18 protein-coding genes and 1 other RNA gene are annotated in these 20,228 nt (G+C 61.1%); 4 read left to right on the top strand and 15 right to left on the bottom strand.

The window, feature by feature from the left end:
• Window positions 1–32 precede the first annotated feature (32 nt).
• The 10 genes from purD to BM344_RS08175 form a co-directional block, all read right to left on the bottom strand.
• Window positions 33–1,319: a phosphoribosylamine--glycine ligase gene (purD, locus tag BM344_RS08220; protein WP_091988128.1), complete on the bottom strand. Its 1,287-nt coding sequence runs from the start codon at window positions 1,317–1,319 to the stop codon at window positions 33–35.
• 12 nt (window positions 1,320–1,331) lie between these two features.
• Entirely contained in the window at window positions 1,332–2,912 is a 1,581-nt protein-coding gene (gene purH / locus BM344_RS08215; RefSeq protein ID WP_091988126.1) for a bifunctional phosphoribosylaminoimidazolecarboxamide formyltransferase/IMP cyclohydrolase, read from the bottom strand.
• 84 nt (window positions 2,913–2,996) lie between these two features.
• Entirely contained in the window at window positions 2,997–3,314 is a 318-nt protein-coding gene (fis, locus tag BM344_RS08210; protein WP_008170934.1) for a DNA-binding transcriptional regulator Fis, read from the bottom strand.
• The gene (dusB, locus tag BM344_RS08205) at window positions 3,311–4,309 is read right to left on the bottom strand and encodes a tRNA dihydrouridine synthase DusB (protein WP_091988124.1); all 999 of its coding nucleotides are present in this window, start codon (window positions 4,307–4,309) and stop codon (window positions 3,311–3,313) included. Before dusB ends, fis begins: the two co-directional genes overlap by 4 nt.
• Before the next feature lie 244 nt (window positions 4,310–4,553).
• Window positions 4,554–5,786 carry a DUF3426 domain-containing protein gene (locus BM344_RS08200; protein ID WP_091988121.1) on the bottom strand — a complete coding sequence of 411 codons (1,233 nt, stop codon included), beginning with the start codon at window positions 5,784–5,786 and terminating at the stop codon, window positions 4,554–4,556.
• Between the two features lie 61 nt (window positions 5,787–5,847).
• Window positions 5,848–6,744 carry a 50S ribosomal protein L11 methyltransferase gene (gene prmA / locus BM344_RS08195; RefSeq protein ID WP_091988118.1) on the bottom strand — a complete coding sequence of 299 codons (897 nt, stop codon included), beginning with the start codon at window positions 6,742–6,744 and terminating at the stop codon, window positions 5,848–5,850.
• Window positions 6,745–6,746: 2 nt separating this feature from the next.
• A complete protein-coding gene (gene accC, locus BM344_RS08190; RefSeq protein WP_091988115.1) occupies window positions 6,747–8,093 on the bottom strand; it encodes an acetyl-CoA carboxylase biotin carboxylase subunit in 1,347 nt (448 codons plus the stop codon).
• An 18-nt stretch (window positions 8,094–8,111) separates the two neighbouring features.
• Window positions 8,112–8,579, bottom strand: a complete 468-nt coding sequence (accB, locus tag BM344_RS08185; protein ID WP_091988112.1) for an acetyl-CoA carboxylase biotin carboxyl carrier protein — start codon at window positions 8,577–8,579, stop codon at window positions 8,112–8,114.
• Window positions 8,580–8,605: 26 nt separating this feature from the next.
• On the bottom strand, window positions 8,606–9,046 hold the full coding sequence (gene aroQ / locus BM344_RS08180; protein ID WP_091988109.1) for a type II 3-dehydroquinate dehydratase: 441 nt from the start codon (window positions 9,044–9,046) through the stop codon (window positions 8,606–8,608).
• A gap of 300 nt (window positions 9,047–9,346) precedes the next feature.
• Complete coding sequence (locus tag BM344_RS08175) at window positions 9,347–10,960, bottom strand: diguanylate cyclase (protein ID WP_091988106.1); 1,614 nt, start codon at window positions 10,958–10,960, stop codon at window positions 9,347–9,349.
• Window positions 10,961–11,155: 195 nt separating this feature from the next.
• Between BM344_RS08175 and BM344_RS08170 the strand changes: the two genes are divergently transcribed.
• Window positions 11,156–13,156, top strand: coding sequence for a bifunctional diguanylate cyclase/phosphodiesterase (locus BM344_RS08170; protein WP_091988103.1), 2,001 nt, complete (start codon window positions 11,156–11,158; stop codon window positions 13,154–13,156).
• Between the two features lie 7 nt (window positions 13,157–13,163).
• Window positions 13,164–14,216 (top strand): DUF2333 family protein, encoded by a 1,053-nt coding sequence (locus BM344_RS08165; protein ID WP_091988100.1) that lies wholly within the window; start codon window positions 13,164–13,166, stop codon window positions 14,214–14,216.
• Window positions 14,217–14,279: 63 nt separating this feature from the next.
• On the opposite strand, the gene ppa is transcribed toward BM344_RS08165, so the two are convergent.
• The 3 genes from ppa to rpiA all read right to left on the bottom strand — a co-directional run bounded on the left by ppa (window position 14,280) and on the right by rpiA (window position 17,266).
• Complete coding sequence (gene ppa, locus BM344_RS08160) at window positions 14,280–14,807, bottom strand: inorganic diphosphatase (RefSeq protein WP_091988097.1); 528 nt, start codon at window positions 14,805–14,807, stop codon at window positions 14,280–14,282.
• 495 nt (window positions 14,808–15,302) lie between these two features.
• Window positions 15,303–16,442, bottom strand: a complete 1,140-nt coding sequence (locus BM344_RS08155) for an acyl-CoA dehydrogenase family protein (protein ID WP_091988095.1) — start codon at window positions 16,440–16,442, stop codon at window positions 15,303–15,305.
• A 143-nt stretch (window positions 16,443–16,585) separates the two neighbouring features.
• A complete protein-coding gene (gene rpiA / locus BM344_RS08150; protein ID WP_091988092.1) occupies window positions 16,586–17,266 on the bottom strand; it encodes a ribose-5-phosphate isomerase RpiA in 681 nt (226 codons plus the stop codon).
• Here rpiA and ilvA point away from each other — a divergent pair.
• On the top strand, window positions 17,223–18,962 hold the full coding sequence (gene ilvA, locus BM344_RS08145) for a threonine ammonia-lyase, biosynthetic (protein WP_265734092.1): 1,740 nt from the start codon (window positions 17,223–17,225) through the stop codon (window positions 18,960–18,962). The genes rpiA and ilvA overlap by 44 nt on opposite strands.
• A gap of 269 nt (window positions 18,963–19,231) precedes the next feature.
• A complete protein-coding gene (locus BM344_RS17560) occupies window positions 19,232–19,393 on the top strand; it encodes a hypothetical protein (RefSeq protein WP_167363225.1) in 162 nt (53 codons plus the stop codon).
• Here the strand turns inward: BM344_RS17560 and BM344_RS08140 are convergent.
• Both BM344_RS08140 and ssrS read right to left on the bottom strand, forming a co-directional pair.
• Window positions 19,363–20,010, bottom strand: a complete 648-nt coding sequence (locus BM344_RS08140; protein WP_091988086.1) for a 5-formyltetrahydrofolate cyclo-ligase — start codon at window positions 20,008–20,010, stop codon at window positions 19,363–19,365. The genes BM344_RS17560 and BM344_RS08140 overlap by 31 nt on opposite strands.
• Before the next feature lie 4 nt (window positions 20,011–20,014).
• A non-coding RNA gene (gene ssrS, locus BM344_RS08135) (6S RNA) lies at window positions 20,015–20,196 on the bottom strand.
• Between the last annotated feature and the right edge of the window lie 32 nt (window positions 20,197–20,228).

Here is a 20,228-nt window from a genome sequence, read left to right as displayed (position 1 = left end):
TCGAGCAGGCGTTGGTGTTTTCGTTCAACGGCTCACGAACGCTCGCGGGCAATCGCCCGGAAGGCGATATCCTTGCGGTAGAACACGCCGTCCCACTGGATTTTGCCTGCCACGTCGTAGGCCCGCTGCTGGGCCTCGGTAACCGTGTTGCCAAGGGCCGTTGCGCACAGAACCCGACCGCCGTTGGTCACCACCTGATCGCCCGAAAGGCGGGTCCCGGCGTGGAACACTTTCTCGCCGTCGGTTTCTTCCTCAGGCAGGCCGGAAATCACGTCACCCTTGTTGTAGCTGCCGGGGTAACCGCCGGCGGCCAGCACGATACCTACCGATGCCCGGTCATCCCACTCGGAGCGGCACTGGTCCAGTTTGCCGTCGATGGCGGCACTGCACAGTTCCACCAGGTCGGATTTCATGCGCAGCATGATCGGCTGGGTTTCCGGGTCGCCGAAGCGGCAGTTGAACTCAATGACCTTGGGGGCACCGCTGGGGTCGATCATCAGGCCGGCGTACAGAAAGCCTTTGTAGGGGTGACCCTCGGCGGCCATGCCCTGCACGGTCGGGAAGATAACCTCATCCATGATCCGCTGGTGGACATCGGCAGTCACCACCGGTGCCGGTGAATAGGCGCCCATGCCGCCGGTGTTGGGGCCGGTATCGCCGTCGCCCACGCGCTTGTGATCCTGGGAGGTGGCCATGGCCAGTACGTGCTCGCCATCCACCATCACGATAAAGCTGGCTTCCTCGCCTTCGAGGAACTCCTCGACGACGACACGGCTGCCGGCATCGCCAAAAGCATTGCCCGCCAGCATGTCTCGGATGGCGTCCTCGGCCTCTTCCAGGGTCATGGCCACGATCACGCCCTTGCCGGCGGCCAGGCCATCGGCCTTGACCACGATCGGCGCGCCCTGTTTGCGCACGTAGGCCAGCGCCTCGTCGACATCGGTGAAGTTGCCGTAACCGGCGGTAGGGATTTTGTGGCGCGCCAGGAAATCCTTGGTAAAGGCCTTGGAGCCCTCCAACTGGGCGGCGCCGGCGCTGGGGCCAAACACCCTGAGGCCCCGGGCCTCGAACTTGTCGACAAGGCCCGCCACCAGCGGTGCTTCGGGGCCAACGATGGTCAGCTCCACGTTGTTGGTGGCGGCAAAACCGGCCAGGCCCTCAAGGTCCATGACGTCGATATCAACGTTCTCCAGACCCGGTTCCCGGGCGGTGCCGGCGTTGCCGGGAGCCACGAAAACCCGGTCTGCTTTCGGGGACTGGGCGGCTTTCCAGGCCAGGGCGTGCTCACGGCCACCGGAGCCAATAACAAGAATGTTCATCGTTTCAGTACCTCAGTGCCGGAAGTGACGCATGCCGGTAAAGACCATGGCAATGCCGTGTTCGTTCGCCGCATCGATCACTTCCTGGTCGCGCATGGAGCCGCCCGGCTGGATCACGGCGGTGATACCGGCTGCGGCCGCGGCATCAATACCGTCCCGGAACGGGAAGAAGGCATCGGAGGCCATCACCGAGCCCTTCACTTCCAGGCCTTCATCCGCGGCCTTGATGCCAGCGATCTTGGCGCTGTACACCCGGCTCATCTGGCCGGCGCCCACACCAATGGTGCGGCCCGCCTTGGCGTAGACAATGGCATTGGATTTGACGTACTTGGCCACTTCCCAGGCGAACAGCAGGTCGTTCAGTTCCTGCTCGGACGGCTGGCGCTCGGTAACCACCTTCACGTCCTCCATGGCCACCATGCCCAGGTCCCGGTCCTGCACCAGCAGGCCGCCGGTAACGCGCTTGTAGTCCATGGAGCGGGCGCGCTCGCCGTCAAACTCGCCACAGGCCAGCAGGCGAACGTTCTTCTTCGCGGCCACCAGTTCCACCGCTTCCGGCGCGATGGTGGGGGCGATGATCACTTCCACGAACTGCCGGTCGATAATCGCTTTGGCGGTCTCAGCATCCAGTTCACGGTTGAAGGCGATGATGCCGCCGAAAGCCGAAGTGGGGTCGGTGGCGAAGGCCAGGTCGTAGGCCTGGCGGATATCGGCGCCGATGGCCACGCCGCAGGGATTGGCGTGCTTGACGATCACACAGGCCGGGTCGGCGAAGGGCTTCACGCACTCCAGGGCGGCGTCGGTGTCGGCCACATTGTTGTAGCTCAGTTCCTTGCCCTGCAGCTGTTTGGCGGTGGCCACGCAGGCTTCCTTCGGGTGACGCTCGGCGTAGAAGGCGGCCCGCTGGTGCGGATTCTCGCCATAGCGCATGTCCTGCACCTTGACGAACTGGGCGTTGAAGGTGCGCGGGAAATCTGCGTTGTCGTTGTCCGGGGTTCGGCCACCCAGATAGTTGGCGATGGCGCCATCGTAGCCGGCGGTGTGTTCGAACGCCTTGACCGCCAGGTCGAACCGGGTGCTGTAGCTCAGCTGGCCGTCGTTGGCGTCCAGCTCTTTCAGTACACGGTTGTAGTCGGAGGCGTTAACAACAATGGCCACGTCGTTGTGGTTCTTGGCAGCGGCGCGCACCATGGTCGGCCCGCCGATGTCGATGTTCTCGATGGCAGTGGCCAGGTCGCAGTCGGGGTTGGCCACGGTCTCCTCGAACGGGTAGAGGTTCACCACCACCATGTCGATCGGATTGATGCCGTGCTCGGACATGACGGTGTCGTCGGTGCCCCGACGCCCGAGGATACCGCCGTGGATTTTCGGATGCAGGGTCTTGACCCGGCCATCCATCATCTCGGGGAAGCCCGTGTAGTCGGACACTTCGGTGACGGGGACCTTGTTGTCCTTCAGCAGCCTGTAGGTGCCGCCGGTGGAGAGCAGCTCGACGCCGCGTTCGGTCAGGGCTCGTCCGAAATCGACGATGCCTGTCTTGTCACTCACGCTGATCAGCGCGCGACGGACGGAGGTATTAGCCTGGTTTGCCATGGGTCACTATCTTCGCTGGAGATGAACGAATAAGGGCCTCGCGAATGGTGTCCGGGAGGCCCTCATCAAATCAGGGTGTCTGGATTATAGCAGACCGTACTGCTTGAGCTTCTTGCGCAGGGTGCCGCGGTTCAGGCCCAGCATGGTGGATGCCTTGGTCTGGTTGTTGCGGGTGTACTTCATGACCTGCTCAAGCAGGGGCGCTTCCACTTCGGAAAGCACCAGCTGGTATACCTCGGTGACCGGAGCGCCATCCAGTTGGGCGAAGTAGTTTTTCAGGGCCACTTCCACGCTGTCACGCAGGGTGACAGTGTTGCCGCTGCTGTTCACCGTCTGCAACTGATGGATATCATCGTTGGCGGGTGTGCTCAGGTTGTCGTTTGCCAAAGTCTCAGCGCTCATGCTGCGAATACCTCTCCATTTCGTAAGCCTGCAAAGTACTGTTGAATCGCGTCTTTCTGCTCCAGCGCATCGTCGATGGCGTTGAAGCGTTTTCTGAATTGTTTGCCCGGGTCGTGAGACTGCAGGTACCAGCCCACGTGTTTTCTGGCAATGCGCGGCCCCATGGTGTTCCCGTAGAAGGCATGCAGGGCCTGCAAATGCTCGGTCAGGATCTGCTCCACTTCGTCCAGCGGCGGTGCCGGAAGATGCCGGCCGGTTTCCAGAAAATGCAGGATTTCCCGGAAGATCCAGGGGCTGCCCTGGGCGGCACGGCCAATCAGCAAGCCGTCAGCCCCGGTATGACGGAGCACGTCCCGGGCCTTTTCCGGGGAGGTGATATCCCCGTTGGCGAACACCGGAATGGACACCCTGGATTTGACCTCGGCGATGGTGTCGTACTCGGCCTGGCCGTTGTACTTGTCTGCCCGGGTGCGACCGTGTATCGCAATTGCCTGGATGCCGGCGTCCTCTGCCATGCGGGCAATGGTCAGGGCATTGCGATTGTCGCTGTCCCAACCGGTGCGCATCTTCAGGGTAACCGGCACCTCGACGGCCCCTGCCACTGCATGCAGGATATCGCGTACCAGGGCTTCGTCCTTCATCAGCGCCGAGCCAGCCGCCTTGTTGCACACCTTCTTCGCCGGACAGCCCATGTTGATGTCGATGATCTGGGCGCCAAACTCTGCGTTCTGACGGGCCGCATCGGCCAGCATCTCGGGGTCGCCGCCGGCGATCTGAACCGAGCGGGGCTCGGGTTCGCCCTCGTGGTTGAGGCGACTACGGGACTTGCGCGTATGCCAGAGCTTGCTGTCCGCTATGACCATCTCCGATACCGCCAGACCGGCCCCCAGCCGCCGGCAAAGCAGCCGGAAGGGGCGATCGGTCACACCCGCCATGGGTGCGACAATCAGCGGGTTGGGCAGGGTGTACGGCCCGATTTTTGCCGTTGGCAGCATGATCTGAGTCCGTGTCACAGCGGGTTAAGCCAGAGTCGGAGTTGAACGGTTGCTCAGAAAATAACCGATTATGCCTCCGAAGGGCGGTAATGATACCGCCGGGGGCACGTTGATTGAAGGGGCCTGGGGGCGAAAAAACTGATTATTTTTCGCGCTGTCTGGTTGACTTTTGTGCGTTGAGCTGGCCCCGGTGCGCTGTAGCGGAGCCCGTGTTTCCTGATGCCGGTGCCGGCGTGCGCCGGTGTCAGGGCGCGTAAGGGCGGAACAGAATGTTGTAATTGACCGCATCGCGACCAGGGTCACGGATGTTGATGGCGATGCGCACCGGTGTTTCCGGGGGCATGGTCTCGAGCTCTTTGCCCTCGCCGGCGAGGTACTCCTCCGGGGTGAACAGGCTCTGGGCTACAACGTCGCCATTGAGGTTGGAGAAGGTGAGGGCAATGGCCGGGAATGGCTGCTCGAAGTCGGCCCGGTTAATGATGACCGCGTCCACCACCAGCTGCGAGCGGTTGTCCGGATTGGTACGCACCACCAGCTTGCGGCTCTGGATGGCATCAACATCAATCAGGGGCTTGAGTTCGCAGCCCGCCAGTTCGCAGCCCTTCTCGTAGAAGGGGCGAAGTTCGGGGATGGCCGACAGCCGATCAAACTGGAACCAGGTCACCTGTGCCACCAGGACCCCGACCAGGGCGAGTACAATCAGGCTCCAGATAACGGTGCGCAGGCTGCCTCCCCTGCCGCTGTCGACGGCCACGGGTTCCCGGCGGAGATCCCGGAAGGGCGGATCGGCCCGGAAGCTGTCTTCTTGCCGTTCCGGTGTCTCGAATTCGATGGCGGCATCGCTGCCCGAACCCTCCGGCGAAGAAGTCGCAGCGGTTGTCAGCGAGGGCTTTGTGGCCGGCGAGCTCTGGTAGGTGGGTTCTTCTTCCAGGCTCAATTCGGCACCGATGTCCGGACTCGGTTCGGGCTTCGCGGGAGCCTCCGGTTCCGGCTCTGGATCGGGTCTGGCTCTCTTCGCTGTCGTGGTTGACGGCTTGCGGGGCTCCGGTTCGTCGTCGAGAATCGCTTCCGCCCAGCTTTCATCCACCGGTTGCTCGGAGTGGTCGTCCTCAACGTCCTTGTAGTCGCTCTGGTCGCGCTCGTCGAAGCTGCGGAAGCTGTCGCTGAGCTCGTCGTCGGAAAAGGTCAGTTTGCTGCCAGCGTATCGGCCCTCTGCGGCATCTTCCTCGGGATTGTCCGCAAATACGAAGTCCTCCTCGCTGGCGCCGGACGAGGCTGTATCAGAAGGTCGGGACGGGGCTGGAGAAGGGCGATTGCCGGCAGAACTGCCCGGCATGATCTGGTGCTCAATGGCGTTGAACACGTTCATGCAGTTGCCGCAGCGCACTTTGCCCTTGGCAACGCCAAGTTGCTCTTCCGTGACCCTGAACCGGGTCTGGCATTTGGGGCACTGTGTCTGCAGGCTGCTCTGGGTCATGCTTCTTCCTGAAAGCGACGGGGCTACGACTGTCGGAGTTTAGTCGTTACGGCCGGGTTCGTCATCTGTCGATGCGCCGTCCTGTGAGGCGTATCCACTCTTCCCTCTGCTCCGGCTCGTCCATCACAAACCAGGGCTCGTAGGCCGCCATCACCTCGCGGGCCTGGGTGGACAGTATGCCTGACAGAACAAGGGCGCCACCAGGCCGGGTCCGGGCCGCCAGATGAGGAGCCAGGCCGATCAGCGGTTGCGCCAGGATGTTGGCGAGCATGATATCGGCGTGGGTGTCTGGCTCATTATCGGGCAGGTACAGGTCCAGCCGCTGCTCGTCGATGTCGTTGCGACGGGCATTCTCACGGCTGGCCTCCAGGGCCTGGGGATCGGTGTCCACGCCCACCACGTGTTCGGCGCCGAGCAGCAGTGCGGCCAGTCCCAGGATGCCGGATCCGCAGCCGTAGTCGATGACCTGTTTGCCCTGGACGTCCTGCCCGTCAAGCCATTCCAGGCACAGGGCGGTGGTGGGATGGGTGCCAGTACCGAAGGCCAGCCCGGGGTCGAGCATAAGGTTGGCCGCCTTGGGATCGGGCGCCTGATGCCAGCTGGGTACGATCCAGAGCCGGTCGCCAAATCTCAAGGGCTGGAAGTCGTCCATCCAGGCCCGTTCCCAGTCTTTGTCCTCCACCAGGCTTACCTCGATTTCAGGCAGGTCCTGCTGGGTTCTCTGGTGCCAGGCATCGCGGATGTCGGCGCACAGCTGCTCAACGTCCCGGTCGGAGTCAAAGAGGCCGGTCACGGTGGTCTGGCTCCACAGGGGCGTGGTGCCGGGGTCGGGTTCGTACAGGGGCTGGTCGGCGGCGTCCTCCATGGAGACGGCGTCCGAGCCCATCTCCATGAGCAGATCCTCCAGCTGATCCGCGTTGTCCGGATCAGCCGGGATCTGGAGTTGTATCCAGGGCATGGTTATTCCCGCATCAGTTTCTCGAGGTAGTGGATGGTGAAGTCTACCGTTTTAAAGCCACCATCGCGTACCAGTTTTCGATGCAGGGACTGGTTGGTCTTGATGCCCTCGACGACCAGCTCGTCCAGCGCGTTCTTCATCCGGCGCCGGGCAATATCCCGGTCGTCGCCCCAGGTGATCAGCTTGGCCACCAGGGAGTCGTAGTAGGGCGGTACCGTGTAGCCGCTGTACAGATGGGAATCCACCCGCACGCCATTGCCACCCGGCGCATGGAAATGCTTGACCTTGCCGGGGCTGGGAACGAAGGTCTTCGGGTCCTCGGCGTTGATCCGGCATTCCATGGCGTGCCCGGAAATGCGGATATCATCCTGGGTGTACTGCAGGGGCAGACCACTGGCAATGCGCAACTGCTCGCGCACGATGTCCACGCCGGTCACCATTTCCGACACCGGATGCTCCACCTGGACCCGGGTGTTCATTTCAATAAAGTAGAATTCTCCGTCCTGGTACAGGAACTCGAACGTACCGGCGCCCACGTAGCCGATTTCCTTGCAGGCATCCACGCAGGCCTTGAGGGTGCGTTCCCGGGATTCCGGGTTGACGTTGGGCGCGGGCGCCTCCTCAATAACCTTCTGGTTGCGACGCTGCATCGAACAGTCACGGTCGCCCAGGTGGATGCAGTTGCCGTGCATGTCGGCCAGCACCTGCACTTCCACATGCCGGGGCGCTTCCAGGAATTTCTCGAGGTACACGGTGGGGTCGCCAAAGGCGTTGCGGGCCTCGCTCTGGGTAATCTGCACGCCCTTGAGCAGGGCCGCTTCCGAATGCACCACCTGCATGCCCCGGCCGCCCCCACCAGAGGCCGCCTTGATCATCACCGGATAACCGATTTCCCGGGCGATGCGCAGGGTGCGTTCCTCGTCATCATTCAGGGGGCCGTCGGACCCGGGCACCGTGGGCACGCCCGCCTTGATCATGGCGTTGATGGCCGACACCTTGTTGCCCATCAGGCGGATGGTTTCGGCCTTGGGGCCGATGAAGCGGAATCCGCTCTTCTCAACCTGCTCGGCAAAGTCGGCGTTCTCGGCCAGGAACCCGTAGCCGGGGTGGATGCCCACGGCGTCGGTCACTTCGGCCGCGCTGATGATGGTTGGAATATTCAGGTAGCTGTCGGTCGCACTGTTGGGGCCAATGCAGACAGACTCGTCGGCGAGCCGCACGTGCATCAGATCGCGGTCGACCTGGGAATGCACCGCCACGGTCTTGATGCCCAGCTCCTTGCAGGCGCGCAGAATCCGGAGGGCAATTTCACCCCGGTTTGCGATCAGAACTTTCTCTAACATGGCCATGGGTTGCTATCACCGCGTTCAGGAAATGACGACCAGGGGCTGGTCAAACTCTACCGGTTGGCCATTCTCGACCAGGATCTCGGTAATGGTGCCGCTCTTGTCGGCCTCGATCTGGTTCATCATCTTCATGGCTTCAACGATGCAGATGACGTCACCCACGTTCACGCTCTGGCCGACTTCCACGAAAGCCTTGGCCGTGGGTGAGGGCGAGCGGTAGAAAGTGCCGACCATCGGCGATTTGACGGTGTGGCCGGAAGGTGCGGCCGGTGCCGAGGATTCCTCGGATGCCTGTGCGGAGCCACCCTGGGCCTGAGCGGGCTGGGGTGCCGGCGCGGGCGCCGGGTAATGGCTCACGTATTGGGTGCCTGCGGCGGGTTCGCGGCGACGGGAGATGCGTACCGAATCGTCGGCTTCGTGAATCTCCAGCTCCTCGACGTCGGATTCCTCGAGCAGCTCGATCAGTTTCTTGATTTTGCGAATATCCATAGTCAGTCCAGTCCCGTGTGTCAGTTCTATCGGTGAATGCGTGTCAGGGCGGCCTTGAGGGCGAGATCGTACCCCTGGCTGCCCAACCCACAGATAACGCCTTCGGCGATATCCGAGAAATAGGAGTGATGGCGGAAGGGTTCCCGCGCATGCACGTTGGAAAGATGCACTTCGATAAAGGGGATGCCGGCGGCCAGCATGGCATCCCTGAGTGCGACGCTGGTGTGGGTGAAGGCGGCCGGATTGATGATGATGAAATCCACGCCCTCCGCACGCGCCTCGTGCACCCGTTCGATCAGCTCGTACTCCGCGTTCGACTGCAGGTGCAGCAGGTGGTGGCCGTGTTCGGCCGCTACCGAGCGCAGGCGGTCATCGATGTCGGCCAGGGTCTCGTAGCCATAGACCTCTGGCTCGCGGCTGCCGAGCATGTTGAGGTTGGGGCCATGGAGTACGAGAATTGTCGACATGGTGCTGGCTGCCTTGGTGTCTTTTTACAGGATCGCCGAATTTAACGGCATGTTCACCCAATGGTGCGTGCTTATATCCCTCAGATCAACACTTTTTGACATTCGTCCGTGTTGTCCATTGGTCGTAAAAAGACGGCAAATGAATCGAAACCGGACCTTTTTGCTGATGACAGGAATTGTCGTCAACGATGGCCGGAACTTCCATACGACGTTGGTTTCATAAAGCCCGGGGCCGGGGCGGTCAGGTGCCGCGCCCGGCTGGCTGGTGTCGGAGCAGGGAGGGGGAGCTGGCTGCCGAACTCAGGTCTCGGCCAGGGTAACGCAGTTGCGACCGTGTTCCTTGGAGGCGTAGAGGGCGCGGTCGGCCCGCTCGCACAGGGCCTGGGACGTTTCGTTGTTCCAGGCCGCAATGCCACAGCTGAAGGTGACGTTGAACTCCCGATCGCCGGCCGGCTGCTGCAACTCCGAAAACCGCTCCCGGATCTCGTTGAGCACGTTGCGGGCATCGCTCGGGCGGGTATTGGGCAGGATGATGGCAAATTCCTCGCCGCCGTACCGGCCGATGTGATCGGTCTTGCGCAGCCGCTGCTTGAGAAACATCGACAGGCTTCTGAGGACGCGGTCGCCAATCGGGTGACCGAAGGTGTCGTTTACCTTCTTGAAGTAGTCAATGTCGATCATGGCGAAGCACAGCGGCTGGTCTTTCTGACGGGCCCGGACAATCTCCTGGTCCAGCAGGTGCAGGGTGTGAGTGTGATTGAACAGGCCGGTCAGGCTGTCACGGATCATCAGGGCCAGAAGCGAGCGCGCCCGACGGCCACGGTTGTGGATGGTGGCAATCAGGTGTTTCGGGTCGATGGGCTTGGTCAGGAAGTCATCACCGCCGAGGCTCATGGCATGCAACTGCTTGGTGACGTCCTCTTCCGCCGAGAGGTAGATGATGGGCACGCTGTGGAAGCGGTCCTGCTGACGGATGACCCGGGCAATCTCCATGCCGGTGCACCCGGGCATGTACATGTCGAGAATGATGATCTCCGGCGAGAATTCTTCCAGGGCATGGATGATCTGCATGGGGTCGGTGATGATGTGGGCGGTCATGCCCGCCTTCTTCAGCACTGTCTCCATGTACTTGGCCTGAGCCCGGGAGTCGTCCAGCACCAGTACCCGGTAAGGTTCGACGGTGTTGCCGTGGGTGTAGGTCTCGATTTTCTCGATCAATTGCCCGGGGTCTACAGCCGGGTAGAAAAACTCCTCGCCGCCGCATCGCGAGGCGCGCAGGCGGGTCTCGATGGAACCATCCTCGTCACTCATGAAAATGATGGGAATGGGCGTGTCGTGGCGTTCCTGAAGCGTCTCGATGGTGGCGATGCCGGCGTTGGTTTCGCCGGTGAAATTGACATCCACCAGGATGGTTTCGGGTTTATGCAGGGCGCAGGCCTCGTTCAGTTCCGATGCGCTGGCAAACGCTGAGGCGCGAAAGCCAAAGAACTCCAATTGACGGATGAGGCGGCCGGCCATCTCCTGGTTGGCCAGGGCAATGTACACCGGGGTGCGACGGAACTGATGTGGGGCTTCGGTACTGTTCAGGTCGGTGCGGCGCAGGGTACTGTGGGACAGGCTCTCAATGGCATCCTGCAGCTGTCGGGCAAGGGCATCGTCCAGTGGCGTTCCCGGCTCCCACTGGTTGGTCAGTTCACGGAGCGAATCGCCGGCCCTTGCGTGGCTGGCCATTTCGAACCGCTGGGCGTAGCGTACCAACTTGTCGATGGCTGCAACGAATTCGTTGCGATGACCGGGGGCCGATTCCCGGTTTTCATGGATCTTCTGCCAGGTGTCCAGAACAACCCGGGCCTGGGTTGTGACACGGCGTGCGAAATGCTGCCTGAGTTTTTCCTTCTGGCTTTCGTCGTTCATGCTGCTCCGGCCTGTCTCTTTTTTTCGTTTTTGGTGGTCTCGCCCCGGACCACTTTTTCAACCTTAGTCCTTTTGCAGAGTCTATAGTGTTTAATGTTGTCGGCGTAGGTTGCGCTGTGTAAATGTTTGTCAACTCTGAGGTGCAGGTCACAATCGGCCCGCCAGTTGCCGCACGGCCTGTCCGGAGACACCTCCATGGCACGGAAGCAGTTCATCAAGCAACGCAGTCAGCGGGGAGTGGCGACCCTGCGCACCATTCTCCTGATCCTCACCGGCGCTCTTTTGATCACATTGCTGGCGGCGGTGTTCGTGACCAGCTACGGCTATTTCCGCGATTACGTGTCGGATCAGCTGGCCGGCCATGCCCGTGATGGCGCCACCGCCATCGGTCTGTCGCTCTCCAACGCCATTGACGGTCGCGACCCGGTTGCGGCGGCGTCGCTGATCGATTCGGTGTTCGACAGTGGTCGTTACCTCTCCATCAGCTACCGGAATCACCAGGACGAGCAGATCGCAGGTCGTGCCATGACCCTTCAGAACATAGCGGTGCCGTCCTGGTTCAGGTCACTGGCAGATCTACCGTTGCCGGTGGCTGAGGCAGAGGTGGTCCGGGGCTGGAGCCGGCTGGGCACGGTGCAGGTCATCAGCCACCCGGGCAGGGCCTATCAGGACCTGTGGCGCATTACCGTGGGGCTGACCACCAGCACTGCTATCATCGGCGGCCTGGGACTGTTCGCGGTGTTCCTGCTGTTGCGAAGAACCCTGCAACCTCTGCTGGCACTGGAAGACCAGGCCAGGGCCCTTGGTCAGCGAGACTTCCGGAAGCGGGTGTCGGTGACCTCCACCCGGGAGATCAATCAGGTTACCGAGGCCATGAACCGGATGGCCGACGATCTCGGCCAGCTCTTTGAAGGGCAGGCCAAACTGATCCAGCACCTGCGCCGGGTCAACAACGAGGATGCGGTGACCGGTCTGGCCAGCCGCAGTGCATTCGATCAGCGCCTCAAGGTGGAAGTGGAATCCGAGGAGAAGGCGGCGCCGGGGATGTTGATCCTGATCCAGCTGGCGGACTTTGCCGGTTACAATCAGGCGTACGGTCGTAACGACGCCGACCGCCTGTTGCTGCGGGTGGCGAGCGTCGTGTCGGACTTCGTGAACCAGCATGCAGGCGCCTTTGCCGGGCGCCGCACCGGCGCCGAGTTTGCGATTTTTCTTCCCGGTGTGATGGCGGCCGATGCCGGCGTCTGGTGCCGGCAGCTGGTTGCGGACCTCGACGGTGTTTACGCCGACCTGGCGTCACCCATCGATACCGCAGTTCATGCCGGCCTGGCAAAAACGCTGGAAGGGCGGGGCGCCAGGGAATTGATGGCGGCCGCCGACGAGGCCCTGCGAACCGCCCAGAACCGGAACGGCAGTGGCTGTCATCTGGCGGACCCCGAGCGGGACGGCCACCACAACCTCGAAACCTGGAGAGTCATCATCAGCCAGGCCATACGCCAGAGGACGCTGGCACTATGGCTACAGCCCATGGTGAATGAGGGTCGGCTGATGCCGGTTTACCATCAGGTGTTCTCCCGCATCGATTCGGCGGAGGGGTCGTTGAAGGCGGGTACCTTTGTGCCGCTGGCCGAGCGTTTTGGTCTGATTGCCGATCTCGATCGCCTGCTCATTGAACGGGTACTGGAACGGCTGCGAACCTTTCCGGACCAGCCCTTGGCCATCACTCTCGGCAATGCCTCGGTCGCCAGCGAGAGCTTCCGCTCGGATATGCTGGCGCAACTGGACCAGGCGGGCCAGCTTGCAGGCAACCTCTGGATTGGCATCTCTGAACAGGCCATTCATCACCACCGCACGGCGGCGGGCCTGCTGGTGCGTGCGCTGGGGCGCCGGGGTGTTCCGGTGCTTGTGGACCGCTTCGGCGTGGGCGGCGTGCCCTTCAGCTACCTTAGAAATCTGAGGTTTCAGGGGTTGCGTATCGATAACAGCTTCATTCACGACATCGACACCCACGAGGACAACCGCTTTTACGTGGAGTCGGTGCTGGCGATTGCCCACAGTCGCGGTGTGAAGGTGTTTGCCACGGGAGTGGAAACGGCGGCCGAATACTCTGTACTCTGTCAGCTGGGTATTGACGGGGCCATGGGGTACCATCTGGGTCGACCGTTTGCCGCTGATAACCAACAGACAGGGGATTGAGTGCTCTATGCCAGGCAGAATCAGACAGTATTTCAGGGACAGGAAAGAGGATGTGCAGGATTACGCCGGCGGCAGTAGCGTCATCGGCAAACTGATCCTGGCCGTGGTTGGCGTGTACCTGCTGGTAGCGGTGGTTCTCGGGATGTACTGGAGCAGTGAGCCCGATACCTTCTCGGTGCGTGAACACACCCGGTCGGTGGCAAACGCCATGGAGCGGGAGCCGATTACCGGTTTTGCCACCACCACGACTATGATTCGCATCGCCGAAACCCTGCTGGAGAAACCCGGCGGCTACCTCTCCAATGACATCTTCCCGCCGGGCGTCTGGCTCGACAACATTCCCAACTGGGAGTACGGCGTCCTGGTTCAGTTGCGGGACCTCTCCCGTGCCATGCGGCGGGATATCGCGCGGTCCCAGAGCCAGTCTGCCGAAGATCCGGACCTGGTGATCGCAGAACCCCAGTTCCACTTCGACAGCGAAAGCTGGGCCATTCCGTCCACCGAGGCCGAGTACCGCCGTGGCATCGAGGCGCTCAGGCGTTATCTGAACCGGCTCAGCGCACCCGAGCAGGCCAACGCCCAGTTCTTTGCTCGCGCCGATAACCTGAACAGCTGGCTGGCAGATCTCGAGACCCGTCTCGGTAGCCTTTCCAGAAACCTGGGCGAAAGCGTGGGCAAGGCCTCGGTTTCAGACGCGGTGGCCAACGTGGAAGAAGGTAATCCGCTTGCCGAGGAAACCGGCGCCAATGAAGTGCAGACTCCCTGGACCAAAGTGGACGACGTTTTTTACGAGGCCCGTGGCAGCGCCTGGGCGCTGCTGCATATCTTCCGGGCGATCGAAGTGGATTTCCGCAAGGTGCTGCAGGACAAGAACGCCATGGCCAGCCTTAAGCAGATCATCATCGAGCTCGAGGGAACCCAGGGCGAGATGTGGAGCCCGGTCATCCTGAACGGCAGTGGCTTTGGCGTGTTGGCCAACCACTCCCTGACGATGGCGGCTTACCTGTCCCGGGCCAACGCGGCCATCAGCGATATGCGGGATTTGCTGTCGCGGGGCTGATTGGCCTGCGGGAGACATAAAAAAAACCGGGCTGCTGCCCGGTTTTTTGTTGGGAGGCGGCGATCAGCCCTTGTAGTTGTTGATGGAATCAACAATGGCCTTGCGCGCCGCGTCCGCGTTATCCCAACCCTGCACCTTCACCCACTTGCCGGGCTCCAGGGTCTTGTAGTTCTCGAAAAAGTGCTTGATCTGGTCGCGCAGCAGTTCCGGCAGATCGTCAATGTCCTTCACGTCGTGGTAGGTGGTGGTCAGCTTGTCGTGAGGCACTGCCACCAGCTTGGCGTCGCCGCCTGCTTCGTCTTCCATGTTCAGCACACCCACAGGGCGGCAGCGAATCACGGAGCCGGCCTGTACCGGGTAGGGGGTAACCACCAGCACGTCCAGGGGGTCGCCGTCGTCGGCCAGGGTGTGCGGGATGAAGCCGTAGTTTGCCGGGTAGAACATGGGCGTGGCCATGAACCGGTCAACCAGCAGGGCGCCCATGTCTTTATCGAGCTCGTACTTCACCGGCGAGCTGTTGGCCGGGATTTCGATGGCAACGTAGATGTCTTCAGGCGGGTTCTTGCCTGCGGGGATGTTGTCGAATTGCATGTGCGATCCTTCCTGGTACGTTCAAGGTACGTTTAACTGCGGTTAAAAAGTGGGCGCAATTATACGGAAGTCTCCTGCGGTTCGAAACTAAACCTTGGTCGCTGGTTTATTGGCCTGCTATGCCGGGCTTTGGTGCAAGCGGGTATCTGGCGGGACCTTCCGAAAAACGCCCGTGAATACATCCCTGTAGGGCTCGGTCGCGCCATCCCTGGCGCTCCACGTTTTCGGAAGGTCCCGCCAGATACCCGCCCGAACCTCTGAGAAAAGCCGTCGAAGTAAGCACGAAACAAAGAGCGCCGTATTTAATATGAGGACTGCACAGTGTCCGAACGGGGCGTGTCAGTGGCTTTTCCAAAACTGTAGAGGGCCATGGATGGCCCGAAACAAGCGCACATGGATGTGCTTGTAGCGTGTTTTGGAAAAGCCGCTGACGCGGCCCGCCCCCCAAACCGGGCAGGCTGGGTCAGTAAAAGCGGCCAACCCGAAACTCAGAGGTCAGAGTCTGATCTGCTTGGCAATGAGCTCCTTCATGATTTCGGTGGTACCGCCGCCAATCGAGAGAATCTTGGCGTCCCGATACAGGCGCTCGACCACGGTTTCCCGCATGTAGCCCATGCCACCGAACAGCTGCACCGCCTCCCGGGTGACCTTCTCGCAGACATCCACCGAAAAGTTCTTGGCCATCGCCACCTCCTTGATCGGATTCTTGCCGGCCTGCATCAGGGCCGCGCAGCGGTAGGTGTATTCCCGGGCAACGTCGATCTGGGTGGCCATGTCCACCAGCTTGTGGCGGGTGACCTGAAAGCCGGCGATGGAGCGGCCGAAGGCTTGCCGCTGACGGGTGTGCTCCAGGGCCGCCTCGTAGGCCAGTTGCGCGGTCATGTACGCCATGATCGACAGGCTGAGTCGTTCAAACAGGAAGTTGCTCATGATGGCGATGAAGCCGGCGTTCTCGGCGCCGATCAGGCGATCTGCGGGTACCCGGCAGTCCTCAAAGAACAGCTCGGCGGTGTCGCTGGCCCACCAGCCCATTTTGCGCAGTTTCCTGCCGGTGGAGAATCCGGGCATGTCCCGGTCAATCAGCAGCAGGCTGATGCCGCCGTGGCCATCGCCGCCGGTGCGTACCGCCACCGTGTAGTGGTCGGCGCGCAGGCCGCTGGTGATGAAGGTTTTGCTGCCGTTCACGATGTAGTGGTCGCCGTCGCGCACCGCGCGGGTCTTGAGGTTGGCGACGTCCGAGCCGCCTCCCGGTTCGGTTACCGCCAGCGCTGCAATTTTCTCGCCCCGCAGTACCGGCGGAACGATTCTTTCGCGGACTTCCGGTTTTGCCCATTTGGCCACAGGAGGCAGTCCGATATCCAGGGAGCCGAGGCCGGCAACCAGGCCGCCGGACGTGGAGCGCATAAGCTCCTCGGACACTGCCACTTTCATGAAGATGTCCCCCTCGCCAACCCCGCCCAGCGATTCCGGGAAGCCAATGCCCAGAAGGCCTGTCTCTCCGGCTTTCGCGTAGAGATCCCTGGGGAATTCGCCTGCCTCTTCCCAGTCTTCGATGTGCGGACGCACATGGGTATCGATGAATTTGCGCGCGGTGGCCCGAACCTGCTGGTGAGTTTCGTTGAAATAATCGGACACGGTAAAGCTCCCTGATCGGAATCAATGGGAAGCAGTGTCGCCCATATTCTGAAACCAAGCAAGCGCTTGGTTTTCCGTTTTTCAGGCAATAAAAAAGCTGGCCCATCTGGCCAGCTTTGCTGTGTCCGGTGTTGTTGTGACGATCAGGCGCCCTTACTCTCGATGGTTTTGACACCATCCTTGGTGCCCAGCAGTAGCACATCGGCGCGCCGCCGGGCGAACAGACCATTGGTGACCACGCCCACCACGTTGTTCAACTGCTCCTCCACCCGGATCGGCTGGGAAATATCCATGTTGTGGACGTCGATGATGATGTTGCCGTTGTCGGTCACCACGCCTTCACGATACACAGGATCGCCGCCGAGTCTCACGATTTCCCGGCCTACGTGGCTGCGGGCCATGGGAATGACTTCCACCGGCAGGGGGAATGCTCCCAGGATACCCACCATTTTGGACTCGTCGGCAATGCAGATAAAGGTCTTGGCGACGGCGGCCACGATTTTCTCGCGGGTCAGTGCGGCACCGCCGCCCTTGATCAACTCCAGGCGTTCGTTGGTTTCGTCGGCACCGTCCACATAGAACTCCAGTTCACCGGCGCTGTTGAGATCGTAGACCGGGATGCCGTGACTTTTCAGGCGTTCTGCGGTGGCTTCGGAGCTGGCAACGGCGCCATCGAATTCGGTTTTCAGGTCGGCCAGCATGTCGATGAAGAAGTTGGCGGTGCTCCCGGTACCGACACCGATCACGCTCTCGCTGTTAAGGCGGGGGCTGATGTAATCAATGGCGGCCTTGGCGACGGCTTTTTTCAGTTCGTCCTGGGTCATCTGGGGCTCCGGCGGTAAAACAGAATGGATTTGCCGGCATTATAGCGTCTTGTGCGGGTCTGCTTATAGACGGCCCCCGTGCAAAGTTTCTACACTGTGGGTTTTTCCCAGCCGGGCCGCTGAATCAACCCGCCACCAACCAACAGAAGCCGGAACTGCTATGCCGCAACGCTACATCAAGAAGATTCTCGATGCGCGCGTCTATGACGTGGCCATCGAAACACCCCTTACTGAAGCCCGCAGTCTGTCCAAGCGCTTTGGCAACAATATTATGCTCAAGCGGGAAGACCTTCAGCCGGTGTTTTCCTTCAAGATTCGTGGCGCCTACAACCGGATTGCGCAGCTCTCTGAAGAGCAGAAAGCCAAAGGGGTTATCTGCGCCTCGGCCGGCAACCATGCCCAGGGCGTGGCCCTGGCGGCCAAGAATCTGGGCATTAAGGCGGTGATTGTGATGCCCCAGACCACGCCGGAGATCAAGGTGCGTTCGGTGCGTGATCACGGTGCCCGGGTGGTTCTCAAGGGCGATGCCTTTGACGAGGCGGCCGCCCATGCCCAGGACTTGATCAAGAAGCACGGCTACACCTATATCCCCCCCTACGATGATCCGGACGTGATTGCCGGCCAGGGCACGGTGGCCATGGAGATCCTGTGGCAGTTCAGCAAGCCGATTCACGCCATCTTCATCTGTGTGGGCGGTGGCGGCCTGATTGCCGGCATGGCCGCCTACATCAAGTACCTGCGTCCGGAGATCAAGGTGATTGGTGTGGAGCCGGACGACTCCAACTGCCTGCAGGCGGCCATGAAGGCGGGCAAGCGGGTGGTGCTTGATGAAGTGGGCATCTTCGCCGACGGCGTGGCGGTCAAGCAGATCGGCAAGCACCCGTGGGAGATCTGCAAGGACTATGTGGACGAAGTGATCACCGTGTCCACGGATGAAATCTGCGCCGCCATCAAGGATGTGTTCGAGGATACCCGCTCCATTGCCGAGCCCGCCGGGGCCCTGGGCGTGGCGGGCATCAAGAAGTACATTGAGCGTGAGAAGATCGAGGGCGAAAACCTGGTGGCTACCCTGAGCGGTGCCAACATGAACTTCGACCGCCTGCGTTATATCTCCGAGCGCACCGAGGTGGGTGAGAAACGTGAAGCGATCCTGGCGGTAACCATTCCGGAGAAGCCGGGCGCTTTCAAGACCTTCATCAATGCCCTGCACAAGCGCAGCATTACCGAGTTCAACTACCGCTACGCCGATGCCACCAACGCCACCATTTTCGTGGGGATCCAGATCGCCGCCGGCGGCCATGGCCGGGAGGATCTCGTCCAGGAGCTGCGGGAAAACGGGTACTCAGTGGTGGATCTCACCGACAGCGATCTGGCCAAGCAGCACATTCGCCACATGGTGGGCGGCCACGCGCCGACCATCACCAACGAAAAGGTGTTCCAGTTCGAGTTTCCGGAGCGCCCGGGCGCGCTGCTCAAATTCCTGATGTCACTGGGCACCCGCTGGAACATTTCCATGTTCCACTACCGGAACCACGGTGCGGCCTACAGCCGGGTGCTGCTGGGTGCTCAGGTGGAAGACGATGAAGTGCAGGACTTCGAGAAGATGCTCGACAAGGTCGGTTTCCGCTATGAAAACATGACGGATAACGAGGCCTATCAGCTGTTTCTTGGGCAGGGAAATGCGCGATCGAACTAACTCGGAGTAGGCCGGGGTCTGGTGGAGCTTTCCAAAACACGCTGTAAATACGTCCCTGTACGCTTGGCTCCGCCATCCATGGCTCCGCACAGTTTTGGAAAGCTCCACCAGACCCCGGCCGGTCGCCGCGGAGAAAGCTTACTTAATTTTAATCTGTCAAAAATTGTAAAAGTCGAGATAGGTGTTAGTCTTTCTTCTGATTCTTGAAGTCAAGAATAGCTCACTGATTTTTCGACGTTTTCAACATCGCATTTCGAGGAACTGAAACCATGGGCGGCAAGCCTGACATCATCAAAGCCATTGTGCTGATTTTCGCCATCGGCCTGGTGATTACCGGTTTCACCTCCATCCACGCCTCTGAAGACAACGGCCCCCGGGCCAGTGCCCTTGTGGGTGCCGCTCAGGTAGCGAGCCCACCTCTGAACCGGTAACGCTGTTTATCGGTGACCACGCTGTGTAACGGCACATCCCAGGGCTCGATGGGCAGCTTGTCCACTTTCTGAAAATCATGGGCCAGGCCGATCAGCTTGGGCGCCAGTCTTGGCCGTAACCGGCTGAAAGCAAAGGTACGGTCGTAGAAGCCGCCGCCCATGCCCAGTCTGCCTCCGTGTTCGTCAAAACCCACCAATGGAAACAGAACCGCATCCAGTGCCCAGACCGGCCGCCGAAGACCTTTGCTGAAGGCAGGCTCAGGAATGCCGAAGCGGTTGGCGGTCAGCTCCACGCCATCGTAATAGGGGCTGAACACCAGTCGACCCTCATGGATCGGGTGCAATACCGGCAGATAGAAACGGACACCCTTGCGCCGTGCGATGTCCAGGTAAACGTGGGGATCAATCTCGCCGTCGTTGGGGAGGTAGATGGCCACATGCCGCGCGCGGTGCAGGTCCGGATTCTTCAGCAGGTTCAGGGCGAGGTTCTCGGCAGCCTGCTGCTGCTGTTCGAAGCTGAGTGAACGTCGCTGATGGCGCAGACGCTTGCGCAGGGCGCCGCGCGAAATGGTATCTGGATGGGATTGAAACGGTTGGGGCTCGATAAACTGGCTCAAAATAAAGCTTCCCGGGCTGCCGTTATCGGATGTGGCCCTTGAACCCAAAGTTCAAGGTCGGTGGCCGCTGTGACATATTAGGCTTTCCCCTTTCGGGGACGTGCTCACAATGCCCTGAAGTAGCCACCTGGGTAGTGCGCATCGGCTCGAGGACGTATCCGACTATCCCGAACAGCCCAGGAAGTTAGACTCATTATACGGGCAGGTCCGGGGCCGAT

This window comes from Marinobacter gudaonensis, assembly GCF_900115175.1.
Taxonomy (GTDB): Bacteria; Pseudomonadota; Gammaproteobacteria; order Pseudomonadales; family Oleiphilaceae; genus Marinobacter; species Marinobacter gudaonensis.
The sequence above is the reverse complement of the archived record's forward strand: the minus strand, read 5'-3'. Positions and strand labels throughout refer to the sequence as shown.